8 protein-coding genes are annotated in these 12,753 nt (G+C 36.2%); 7 read left to right on the top strand and 1 reads right to left on the bottom strand.

Annotated elements, in window-relative coordinates:
• The coding region (locus ACLIBG_RS03055) for a transposase family protein (RefSeq protein ID WP_439311237.1) at window positions 1-701 on the bottom strand (701 nt) is incomplete at its 3' end.
• Between the two features lie 185 nt (window positions 702-886).
• Between ACLIBG_RS03055 and ACLIBG_RS03050 the strand changes: the two genes are divergently transcribed.
• The 7 genes from ACLIBG_RS03050 (at window position 887) to ACLIBG_RS03020 (ending at window position 12,119) form a co-directional block, all read left to right on the top strand.
• A complete protein-coding gene (locus tag ACLIBG_RS03050) occupies window positions 887-1,126 on the top strand; it encodes an EsaB/YukD family protein (protein ID WP_439311236.1) in 240 nt (79 codons plus the stop codon).
• Window positions 1,127-1,196: 70 nt separating this feature from the next.
• Window positions 1,197-2,450 (top strand): type VII secretion protein EssB, encoded by a 1,254-nt coding sequence (essB, locus tag ACLIBG_RS03045; protein ID WP_439311235.1) that lies wholly within the window; start codon window positions 1,197-1,199, stop codon window positions 2,448-2,450.
• 45 nt (window positions 2,451-2,495) lie between these two features.
• Window positions 2,496-6,947 carry a type VII secretion protein EssC gene (gene essC, locus ACLIBG_RS03040; RefSeq protein WP_439311234.1) on the top strand — a complete coding sequence of 1,484 codons (4,452 nt, stop codon included), beginning with the start codon at window positions 2,496-2,498 and terminating at the stop codon, window positions 6,945-6,947.
• Complete coding sequence (gene esaA / locus ACLIBG_RS03035; protein ID WP_439311233.1) at window positions 6,944-7,399, top strand: type VII secretion protein EsaA; 456 nt, start codon at window positions 6,944-6,946, stop codon at window positions 7,397-7,399. The genes essC and esaA overlap by 4 nt, the downstream gene beginning before the upstream one ends.
• 13 nt (window positions 7,400-7,412) lie before the next feature.
• Window positions 7,413-9,848 (top strand): hypothetical protein, encoded by a 2,436-nt coding sequence (locus tag ACLIBG_RS03030; RefSeq protein WP_439311232.1) that lies wholly within the window; start codon window positions 7,413-7,415, stop codon window positions 9,846-9,848.
• Entirely contained in the window at window positions 9,829-10,308 is a 480-nt protein-coding gene (essA, locus tag ACLIBG_RS03025; RefSeq protein ID WP_439311231.1) for a type VII secretion protein EssA, read from the top strand. The genes ACLIBG_RS03030 and essA overlap by 20 nt, the downstream gene beginning before the upstream one ends.
• Before the next feature lie 284 nt (window positions 10,309-10,592).
• Complete coding sequence (locus ACLIBG_RS03020) at window positions 10,593-12,119, top strand: mechanosensitive ion channel (RefSeq protein WP_439311230.1); 1,527 nt, start codon at window positions 10,593-10,595, stop codon at window positions 12,117-12,119.
• Window positions 12,120-12,753: the final 634 nt, after the last annotated feature.

Raw genomic sequence — 12,753 nt, 5'->3', positions numbered from 1 at the left:
TGGATGACATTCACATATCCCGCATTCATATCTATGGTGACAGTTTCTACTTCTTTTAAATCGCGTCTTTGGTAGTTGGCAATAAAATGATTTTTGATGGTATAGCTATCACGGCGATCCAAAATATCAAGGATGTCTCCAGTCTCTCCATTAACATATTCAAAGGCCATTTGGCCCTTTGAATATTTAAATTCATCAAACGATAAATGTTTTGGTAATGCATGATAGTAAGGCTTATATTTTTTAGTTTCTTTCGTTATGATACGTTGCACTGTTGCGGTTGAAACGGAACAGTCTTTGGCGATGTCGGTTAGGGATTGTGCATCGGTTGATTTTATAAGTACTTTCGCTCTTGTATGATTTGAAATAAAGCAGTGTTTTTCGACAATTGATGTACGTGCAATAAACGAAGTATTACAAGCTTTACAGAAAAATCGCTGTTTTTTTAAGTTTAAAGACGTTGGATATATACCAGACATTGGTAGGGTGATACTTGATGTTTTCGTGCCATTTTTATAAACGGTATAATTTTCATTCTTAACCCCACAACATGCACAGTGTGTTGGTGTGTAGGTAAGTTTAGCTGGAATAAACTTGGTCATGATTCCTTGATGTTTCTTAATTTGAATAGAATCTTCTACAATCGTAATGTTTTTATCTTGTATATCGAGTAAAACTTTTATATTCTTAGAATAAGACAAGTGATTTCCCTCCTGGATTTGGTTTTGGTCGACTTTAATTCTAAAGGGAAACTCACTTGTTTTCTAATTTTATACTAATAAATAGTGTTAGTGAATTTTCTTCACCAACACTATTTATTGTAGAGCCCTATTTTCATGCAAGAATTAATATATTGTTGAATAACGAGGAAAAAAGGATGGACCTCATGTATATAGAAGTTTCCGTTGATTTAAAAAATTATGAGAAAAAAAGTATTGATCTGCGTCTTTCGGATCAACATGACTTAAAAAATTTCATTGAAATTGTATGGCAAGCTTCCCAAGTAAACGCAATACCGAAAGATGGTAATTGGGTTCGCGTGATAAATAAAAACAAAGTATTTTATGGCAACCGGAAATTAACAGACTGCGGGATTACGTCCGGGGATTGCATTGAAATTTTGTAACAGTATTACTACATAGCAAAAAACTAATAGTTATTTTTGAATCAGATGTTTGCCAAGTAGGAGGTAGGCCATGTCACAACAGGAAAGCACTTATTTTGAGAAGCAAACGGAAGCAAAAATCACTTATGAAAAACATCAGATTCATATTATATTTCAACGAGCAAAAATAAAATTACGCGATAAACTGGAAATTTCCATGCTCCAGAGATTGAATACTGAATTTAATAAACAATTTGATTTAACGGAAGACCAGTTGACAATTAAAATAACCCCACCGGATACATATTTTTCTCTTAATGATAGCAAAAGTGCAAATGAAAAAGAAAAATGGTTAATGGCTTATAATCTTCTTTTAAAAATTAAAAACCATTCATTTCAACGTTTAAAATTGATTGTGTGCCCGGAGAACGTCATGTATGATCTAGGCTTAACTCCGCACTTTTTACATTATGGGGTTAGTGAAAGCATTCCTCCGTATGAAGATGATCATGAACGGTTATGGCGTGAGGCAAGAGCTATAACCGCATCGGTGGTTGACGATAAGTATGACTTTTATACATATTTACAGCATCACGAGACAATTACTTTATCTGATAAAGCTAAATCAATTATGACAGCATCTTCTTATGATGAATTGTTGGAAATGATCGAAGTGCAGTTGAAGGAATTGGATAATTTTAATCATACAACGATTAAATTACCAAAGAAAAAATGGAAGAGGCACCGGATTGTGTTGTTGATCATTGCGTTCCTTTTAGTGCCATCTCTTGCTTACAACGGCTTTGCGACCTTTTTTAAAATACCGGAATCAGAGGCTTATGTGGAAAGCAGTAATTATTTCTTACAGGATCAATATAGTTCAGTGTTCAGCACATTAAAAGGTTATGATGAAGAGAAAATGCCATATGTGGTTCAGTATCAACTCGCAAAATCGTATATTAAGAATGAAGCATTGACAGAAGAGCAGAGAGCAAATGTGGAAAATTCAGTCACTCTACAATCGGATAGAAATTATTTTTTATATTGGATTTTAATCGGACGAGGGGTCAATGAAAAAGCAACGGATATTGCAAGGATTTTGGAGAATCGTGATTTAATTATCTATGGCTTACTGAAATACCGGGAAGAAATAAAAGGTGACCAAAGTCTTAATGGATCAGAAAGAGAAGAAAGAATCAAAGAAGTACAGAGTGAAATAGATGAGTATAAACAAGAAATGGAACAAGAAGAAAAAGAGAAACAAGAATTAGAAGAACAAGAGGAAAAACAACCGGAACAAAACGTTCAGGAAAATACATCAAATGGATCCAAAACAGAAAATTAAGCAGTGTTTTCGATTCACGAATATAAAAATGCAGGGTGTGATCGGATGAGTCAACTATGGTTTTTTTATAATAACAGATTTCAACCTGTTACTTTTGATATAAATAATCCCGATATAACTATCGGAAACAATAAAAACCACACAATTACGATTCGGACCTTTACCATTGACCCGGAAATTAAAATTCAGGTAGATAACAAATCGGGTGGGCTAGTTCTTTTTCAGGGAAACGATCAGATCGCTAACCTTAATGATGGAAAACCTGTGAAATTTACAATCGACGGTACAGCTATTAAGGCTGTTTATCATACGCAAATCTCAAAGGAAAAGGTTTATTACATAGGCGATCAATCCGAAGTATCATTTCATAAACAGTCGGATAGCTTTTCATATAATACGGATGAAAGCTGTTCTCTTATGAAAGACGAGTCCGGATGGATGATTCATTCGAAAAATGCTTTCGTCTATGTAAATGGTGAAAGAAGCCAGGATTTAACAAGTATTCGTACCGGAGATATTGTTTTCTATAAAGATATGTTTATAACTCTCGTACAGAATGATAGTATAGCTGTTTCCGGTATAAAAAGTCCGGAGCTGGCACTACCGAAAATGAAATTGCCGACGACGGTTTTAAAAGAAAAATACCCTGCTTACAGGCGAACACCAAGAATGGTCTATGAATTACCGGATGATAACGTATCCTTTACGTTTCCATCGGAAGAGACAGAGGATAACAGGCGTGGCCTATTATTAATTATTATGCCGCCACTTGTTATGCTCGTAGTTATGGGAATAGTTGCACTCGTACGTCCCCGTGGAATTTTTATTATTATATCAATCGCAATTTTTGGGACAACATTAATTACTTCCACTGTACAATATTTCAAGGAAAAAAAGAATTTGAAAGCAAAACGGGAGAAGCGCAAAAGGTTATACACACGTTACCTGGAGGATAAACGAATTGAACTTCAAAACCTGTCCGACAAACAACGCTGGATATTATATTACCATTATCCATCATTTGAACGTATGAAATATTTAACTTCAGAGATTAGTGAGCGAATCTGGGAACGAACGCTTATGAGCAGTGACTTTCTCAATTTTCGAGTCGGTCGGGCTTCCGTTCCTTCAAGCTATGAAGTGTCCATACAAAGAAGTGATATGTCTAATCAGGAAATAGATGACTTACTTGAAAAGTCTCAAGAATTGGTTTCTCATTATAAGCAAGTGAAAAATGTTCCATTAACCATTAATTTATCCCAGGGTTCGATGGGGTTAATTGGTAAAGAATCCATTGTTAAAAACGAGATACAGCAAATTATTGGTCAGTTGAGTTTTTCACAAAGTTATCACGACGTCAGATTTGTTGCGATATTCCATGAGGATGATTATCAAGATTGGGAGTGGATGAAATATTTACCACATTTTCAAATGCCGCAATCGTTTGCGAAAGGATTTATATACAATGAACAAACGAGAGATCAATTACTGTCATCCATTCATGAAATGCTGAAGGAGAGGGAGCTAGATGAAGAGAAAGAGAAAAAACTTTTTTCTCCGCATTTAGTGTTTATCGTAACGAATCGGCAATTGATTTCGGAACATATCATATTGGAGTATTTGGAAGGTGAGCATACAGATATTGGTATTTCGACCATTTTTGCCGCAGATACGAAAGAAAGTTTAACCGAAAACATTCATACACTCGTTCGTTATATTGATGAACAGCATGGAGATATTTTAATACAAGAGCAAAAGGCTGTTCACATTCCTTTTGAACTTGATGTCTATTCTCAAGTTGGAAAGGAACGGTTTTCACGCATGCTCCGCTCGCTAGACCACCAGTTAGGCATGAGTAATTCAATTCCGGATACGGTGTCTTTTATGGAGCTGTTTAAAGCGAATAAAGCGGCTGCGCTAAGGATAAGAGAACGCTGGTTTTCCAATGAGACATCAAAGTCTTTAGCAGTTCCAATTGGTCTAAAAGGCAAAGATGACCGTGTATTTTTAAATTTACATGAAAAAGCACATGGTCCTCATGGATTGTTGGCCGGTACAACAGGTTCAGGTAAAAGTGAATTCCTGCAAACATACATACTGTCAATGGCAGTAAATTTTCATCCGCACGAAGTAGCCTTTTTATTAATTGACTATAAAGGAGGCGGGATGGCACAACCTTTTAAAAATATGCCGCACTTGTTAGGAACGATAACAAATATTGAGGGCAGTAAAAATTTCAGTAAACGAGCTCTAGAATCAATAAAAAGTGAATTACGTCGAAGACAACTGTTATTTGATGAATATGGAGTAAACCATATAAATGACTACACAGAAATGTATAAAACAAAAGTAGCTCAAGAACCACTTCCACATTTGTTTTTAATTTCAGATGAGTTTGCTGAACTTAAAAATGAAGAACCTGATTTTATTCGAGAGCTTGTAAGTGCAGCGAGAATTGGTCGTAGTCTAGGAGTTCATTTGATTTTGGCTACTCAGAAGCCTGGCGGCATTATAGATGATCAAATTTGGAGTAATGCCAGGTTTAAAGTTGCTTTGAAAGTACAGGATGATAGTGACAGCAAAGAAATTTTAAAGAATTCGGACGCTTCCAAGTTAACCGTAACTGGTCGGGGATACTTACAAGTTGGCAACAATGAAGTATATGAATTATTTCAATCAGCCTGGAGTGGAGCCCCATATATGAAAGAAGCATTTGGTACGGAAGATGCAATCGCATTAGTAACGGATCTCGGTTTACAGCCATTGTCCGATGTGGCAACAAAGGAAAGCACCATCTATGAAAAGAAAACAGAGATAGAAGCAGTTGTTGATGAAATTGTCCAGCAGCAGGAAGCTCTTATGATTAAAAAATTATCCAGCCCATGGCTTCCACCTTTGCCGAATAGACTAATATTTCCACAAGACGCAAATCGCAATGAAAAACAGTTTAGTATTGCAATGATTGATGAACCGGAACAACAAAGACAGTCCGTTTACTACTATAAGGCGATGGAAGACGGCAATATTGGCATATTCGGTTCCTCCGGCTATGGAAAATCTACTACTCTATTAACTTTACTACTGCAATTTTCGGAGATGAATAGCCCGGAAGTATTTCAATTCTACATTTTCGATTTCGGAAACGGTACATTACTTCCCTTACAGCAATTACCACATACGGGAGACTATTTCCGATCCGATGATCAGAGGAAAATTGAGAAATTCATGAACTATATTACCGAGGAAATGGAATCGAGAAAACAGTTATTTCGTAATCAGCAGGTTAGTAATATTCAACTTTATAACACGATTAGTGAACATAAGCTACCGCTAATATATATTACGCTCGATAATTTTGATTTAGTTAAAGAAGAACTGCAGGAGATGGAAAGCAGGTTTGTGCAAATTGCTAGAGACGGTCAATCGCTCGGTATTTACACAGTATTGACTGCTACGAGAGCAAATGCTGTCAGACAAGCATTAATGAGTAATTTAAAAACGAAAATTGTCCATTACTTAATGGATACATCCGAAAAGTTGAACATACTGGGAAGAACACCGTATGAAACGGAAGCCACCCCCGGTAGAGCTTATGTAAAAAAAGAGGAAGCGTTTTTAGCTCAAATTTATATGCCGACAGATGGTCAAACCGATATAGAAGTACTAGAACAAATAAAAGATAAAGTAACATTAATAGCAGAAAGCTATGCACAAGATGAAAAGCCAGAACCAATTCCAATGCTTCCAAGCACATTGGACTTCGTTAGCTTCCATGACAATTATGGCATCCGGAAGCAAAAAGGTCTCTTGCCAATAGGTCTTGACGAAGACAGTGTCAGACCAGTCTATATGAACATAAATAAAAATAAGCATACTCTTGTTATCGGAGATGCGCAAAAGGGAAAAACAAATGTTCTTAAATTGATGATGGAAATTATGCTTGAAATTTCTGAGGTGAACATAGGTTTATTTGATTCCATCAGCCATCACTTAAACACTTATGCCGAAGAAGAAAAAATTGATTATCTTGAAACAAAAGAAACGATTGTAACATGGCTTGAAAGCGTAGAGAAGGAACTTTCCGAAAGAGAAGCGTCCTATTTAGAAGCTGTAGCTAAACGCACAGCAAATCATTTAGACTTCCATCCAATTGTTCTTATGATTGATGGAGTCGGACATTTTCAGCAACAGATAGATACAACGATACAAACGAAATTAACCCAGTTGATGAAAAATTATAGCCACCTTGGCTTCCATATGATTGTCACCGGAACTTCATCAGAATTTACTAAAGGATTTGATCCATTGACCAATGAGTTAAAACAAGTTAAACAAGCTGTGCTGTTAATGAAAAAGATGGAACAAAGTTTATTTAATTTGCCTTTTACAAGAAATGAACAGGAAATTCAGGCAGGCTACGGGTATTATATTGAGAACGGTGATGCAACAAAAATACAGATCCCTCATTGTGAGTTGGAAAGGGTGATGAGCAGTTGAATCAAGGATTACCATCTTCTTTAGCGTTAATAGTAAAAGTACTAGTTATTTTATCTATTCCATTGTTGATGTTTCGGTATGTAGACAGTCAGCCGGTTGTGAAAACATCCGAACCTGAAGAAACAGCTACAAGAAGCATTGCTATAGTAAATGAAGATGTTGGAGTTGAGGAGGACGACGAGCCTGTTATAATTGGTAAAGAGGTGGCCAGTTTATTAAATGATCAGGCCGATTACAAATGGACCGTCATAAGTCGAAGTGCGGCAGAGCATGGATTTGCCGATGAAAAATATGATGCAATACTTTATGTTCCTTCTGATTTTTCAAAAGACGTCATGTCGTTTAAAGAAGACTCACCAAATAAAGCTTCCATTGATTACGTCATACAACCGAATTTGGAAGCGAAAAATAGGCAACGGGTTCATAAGGAAATGGCATTAGCAAAAAAATAAAATAAGTAAAGAAATGGCAGTTACATATTGGAGCTATGTATCACAAGAAATCGATCATATTCGTGAACAATTTGATGCTATTTTGGAAAAAGAAATTGCATTTCAAGAAGCAATGCATTCTTTCTATACGCCTTCATCCAAAAAGCTAGTCGGTGAAATTGAATCTCTTCGGGATCGGTTTGAAACAATTGCGAACCAGACAAATCAAATTGATGAGCAGTCATCCTCAAGTGTTCAACTTGCTAATGAAGCCGAGAATAAAATGAAAACATTTGTGGAAGCACTTGAATTATACAAAGAAACGCAACAGGAACAGCAAAAGCTGTTGACTGATGCACAAAAGAAAAGCGAACAGGAAATATCTAAATCACTTAATCAATTTAACCAAACAATAGAAGAACAGGCGCAATTAAAAGAGGATCAACTGAAGACTATTTCGAAAACAGTTCTTAAACTTGAAGAACAAAATACAAATCTTCTAGGGAGAATTACCGGTAACATTAACCAAGGGAAAGAAACGATTCAAAACTGGGTCGACTGGAAAGAGCAAAATAAATCAACCTATACACAATTAAATGATGAAATTATGAAAATTGTTACGAGCTATCATCTGGAATCTCTGCAAACAGCTTATGAAAATATGAATAACGAAATCCAAAAGCTTGCTGAATCCGATTTGCAGGGTGAATGGATTGTGCCAATAAAACCGGAAGATGAAGAAAGCCTATCTGTTGATCAATTGAAAGCATTTGTAGCTGATCTAGAAACGGAAATCATGAATCTAAAGAACTCAGAAGAAAACACAAATGCAGAAAACAATGCCGAAGATCCACCTGAAGGAGATGCTAATAACGAAGGTGGCGAGAATACAAACGATCAACAAAATGGTATGGACTGGACAAGTGTTGAAAATAGCCTAGAAAGCGTAAAGAATGAGATTACCACTCTGGAGGCTAAGACAGGACAAGAAGACTTGAATAATTACATTGAAGTTATCGAGAATTTAAATGATAAGCTGCTCAATAACTTTGATGATATAAAAAGCAATTTAGTTAATAGAACTGAAAATAAACAAGCAAAAATTATTGAATTAATAAAAGATGAAGATAAAAAGTTGGATTTGCAGGAACGTTTCAATCAATTAAAGAAAAAAGACCGAAAAACATTTACCGCTTTAATGAATTACAACGATGCATTAAATAGATATGAAACTATGCTAGTTCAACAAGGACCTTCCAGTGTTGTTGCGGAAAAAATAGAAGAACTAAACATTGATGACAAGATCAACCAGCTGTTTTCACAAGTGAAAACAACGTACACGTCAAAATTACAGCCGATATTCGGTGTAAGCGATGAAGAAGTGATGACGTTGCAGGAGCAAAAGGAAAGTTTTACGGAGCAAATAAGTGCGGTAAGTTCAATGATTGAAGAATATAAGAAAGTAATTGAACAGGAACAGCAACACACAGAAAAATTACTGGAAAGCATGCAAACTAACGTTGCAGCAATTTCCGGGGAAATTGATGATATTGTCACGAATCCGTTCGAATGGGAAGAATCACCGTCGATTCAATACTTGGACGGAAAAATGATATTCCAGACTCAGCAAGGAACATTGGACGATATGGAACAATTATCCGACTCGGTTGCATCTCTTGGTGAAAGTCAAAGCAATATAACGGAGTCAACGGAAAAACTGCAACAAAATGTTGGAAATGTACAAAGCCAGTCAGATGAGTTAAATAATCGCTGGTCAGTTAATGTAGCATCGACGGAAAAGGTTAAAGACGACGTATATGACGTTCTTGGTAATACTGTAGTAGACGGTCAGTCCAATCCAATTGTATATGATTATTTATCCGATCCGGTTCAAGTACAAGTACAAGGACAAACAAAGGGTAAAGTACTTACGCAGGAAGAAGATCGTATTCCACCGGTAATTTTGTTTATCATCATTCTGATTAGTGGATTGTTAATCGGGTTTTTAAGTCACTATTATGCCGGGAGTTCCTTACTCGTTCAAAGTGGATTGTTCCTAATATTAACTGTTTCGGTAGGTCTTATTATTAGTGTGTATGGCCTTAATATATACGCACTTGACGAAGCACAATCGATTAAATGGTCTTTCATTACTATTGTTTTATTGCTGGCTTGCGCCAACATCATTAGAGGTTCTTTATTTATAGGACCTTTCATTGGTTGGATCGCAAGTATAGTAATGATCGTATTTTTCGTAACACCGTTAATCGATATTGTCGTACCGGATTTTTCTTTCAGCAATCCAATTGCAAATGTTTATATGAGTTTGCAGTACGGAAATGAATCTGGGCTGTACTTGACAATGGCTATCTTGTTAATTTTATCTGTAATTATTTCTGCCATGATCTACGGTTGGCAATTAATGCGGAATAAGCAAAAGGTGAATGCCAATGAAGAAAGTGTTACGTAGGACAATTTTGCTACTCATGTTGTTGGGTATGCTCGAATTTAATGTTGGTATTTTGTCTGCGGAGGAACCTAATCCTGTTGAGCCGAATGTTTATGAAGAGAAAAAAATAAACATTCAATCCAATCAAATGCGTGATAACTTGATCAAAAAGCAAGAATTACCTGAAGAGCAAAAGGGGCTTACTTTTGAATTACCCGCAAAAAAAGATACGGATTTTCTGACCAACCAATTATTTCAGACAAATTCTGTGAAAGAAAATAATATTACAGCCAAAGCAAAACAGTTTCATTTATTTGAACGTACGAATGAGCAGTTGGCTGTTAATGATGAAATTGACGAGCAAAACCCGGGCGCCAATAAATTAAAAGTTTTACTTTTATCAATTATCGGGTTTCTTGTTGTGGTGCTTTTCTTCATGATTATTCCGAAATTGAAACAGGAAAGTGTTGCGAAGAGATAAGGCTAGGGTGCATTTACTAAGTATAAAATCACTCTCATTTTAATGGGAGTGATTTTGTGTTTCAACGGTTAACTGCCAGTAATCCTCAACAGCATCTACCGTACAGCTCTTAAGAAGCTAACGAATAGCGGTTCGTTGGAATGCAATTTACAAGAATAATGTTCTAAAATTTAAAGAAAGAAATTTCTTCTGCATTCAGAAGGAGATTAAAGTAATGTCTTTATAGTTTAGAAGATTTCCGAGGTGGGTAATGTAAAGTATAAACAAAAAAGGAGTGCATTCGTTTGGAAAACTTTATGGATCAATACCTTTCGGAAAATTTTATGGAAGGCGTACAAAACTTCGTAATTGCAATTATTGTTTTGCTAATTGGTTGGTTGATTGCGAAACTTATAGGTAGTATGGTTGAAAAAGCATTAAAAAAAGTTGATTTAGATGATAAATTGCTTAATAAGTTTCGAACAAGTGATAAGCCGATCAATGCAGACAAGGTTATTGGTAAAACGGTTTATTATATACTATTATTAGTAGTATTCATTTTATTCTTCAATTTGTTAAATCTAGATATGATTGCTAATCCTTTATCAGATTTAATTTCAACATTCTTTAACTTTATACCTGCCGTGTTAAAAGCAGCGCTAATATTAGCTTTAGCTTGGATAATTGCAGCTGCTGTTCAATGGTTGATTGTAACGGGCACAAAAAAATTAAATTTACACCAGTTTTTATATAAAATTAAACTTGCAAAAACACAAGAAGAAGTCAGTAACTTTATGGAAACATTAGGGAAAGTAGCATTTTATCTAATTTTGTTATTGTTTATCCCTGGTGTATTAGATGCCCTCAGTATCTCAGGGGTTTCAGAGCCATTCAGTAATTTAGTTTCATCATTTTTGGCGTTTATTCCTGTACTTATAACAGCTGGTTTAATATTTGTAATTGGCTGGTTTGTAGCGAAAATTGTCAAAAGTATTGTTGTTAATTTACTGGATGCTGCAGGTTCGGAAAAGTTAATAGCACGCTTGAAACTGAATAAGGTTTTTGAAGGAAGTAGTTTTGCGTCATTTATTGGTAATCTGGTATTTGTTTTCATCATGATACCAATTACAATAGCTGCACTTGAAAAACTTAATTTAACCGGCATTACAGATCCTGCAATTGCAATGTTGAATCAAATCATGAATATGATTCCAAATATTTTAATAGCAGCAGCATTAATTATTGTAGGTATCTGGTTAGGAAAATTAATAGGCGAATACGTTGGTCAATTCCTTGCTCGGATGGGCTTTAATCGTTTAGCACTTCAAATGAACATAGGTTCTAAATTAGACAGCGAACGAAAAATGACTCCGTCTACTATTGTTGGTTATGTTGTACAAGTACTAATTGTTTTCTTCCTAGCGGCTCAAGCTCTTCACGTGATTAAGCTTGACTTTCTAGTTAATATTGCAAAAGCGATTACGGCATATTTACCACTTGTTCTATCAGCCGTACTAATCCTTGGTATAGCCTTTATTTTGGCAAATATGGTACAAAAGGTTTTACTGAATCTATTATCAGGTCCAGCTACTTCTATTTTAGCCGGGTTTGCTAAGTATGCGATTATTGTACTCGCTGTATTTATGGCATTAACACAATTGGGTATTGCAACAACGATTGTTAGCTCCGCCTTTATCTTAATACTAGGTGGTTTAGCATTAGCGTTCGGGCTAGCATTTGGTTTTGGTGGAAAAGATTTTGCACGTAAATACTTGCAAAAATTTGATAATACAATTGATGAAACAAGTACCAAACAATCAGACATTGAGTAATTAACTATTGTTAAGGAAGGGTATCCGAAAAAGAGTTCGGATGCCTTTTTTAAAAGATAAGAATGTATAAAATTTTTCGCGTAGCTCTCCAGCTTCGACGTACAGATTTTTTCGATGAGACGAAAGTGTAGCTACAGTCCCAACATTGAACCACCAGCTCCCGTCTGGCGCCGTCGCTACGTTTCTAAGCAGGGCGCTTAGGCTTTTCTTTAAAAGATAAGAATGTATATAATTTTGTGCATAGCTGTCTAGCTTCGACTTACAAATTTTTTCGATGGGACGAAAGCGTAGCTACAGTCCCAGGATGTTCTAGTGCAAATCTTTTCGGTGGGGCGAGCATTTATGCGCAGTCCCAGGCGGCGCCACAAATCTTTTCGGTGGGACGAGCATTCACGCGCAGTCCCAGGACGTGGCGTTCTAAGCCTGCTAGCCCAGAAACTAGGCGACTTCCTGCAGCGCCTTGCGATAAAGAAGACTTGCCGATTGGCTTAGACAGAGGCTTAGTCGCCCTTATGCCCTTGGGTGAAAGTCATCATCGATTCGGTAAGACAAAGGAATGCCAACTAAAAACGGACTTTGCGCCCAACTCACGTATCCCCTTTTGCAGGGGCATGATTCCTTTATCTTAGGGTAT

The sequence above is a fragment of the Virgibacillus sp. W0181 genome, from assembly GCF_051846915.1.
Lineage (GTDB): Bacteria > Bacillota > Bacilli > Bacillales > Amphibacillaceae > JBPYCR01.
This window is presented reverse-complemented; position numbering and strand designations above follow the sequence as displayed.

Coding starts and splice junctions, on each gene's coding strand:
- ACLIBG_RS03050 (WP_439311236.1), top strand. CDS start 887: ATGTATATAGAAGTTTCCGTTGATTTAAAAAATTATGAGAAAAAAAGT.
- essB (WP_439311235.1), top strand. CDS start 1,197: ATGTCACAACAGGAAAGCACTTATTTTGAGAAGCAAACGGAAGCAAAA.
- essC (WP_439311234.1), top strand. CDS start 2,496: ATGAGTCAACTATGGTTTTTTTATAATAACAGATTTCAACCTGTTACT.
- ACLIBG_RS03030 (WP_439311232.1), top strand. CDS start 7,413: ATGGCAGTTACATATTGGAGCTATGTATCACAAGAAATCGATCATATT.
- essA (WP_439311231.1), top strand. CDS start 9,829: ATGAAGAAAGTGTTACGTAGGACAATTTTGCTACTCATGTTGTTGGGT.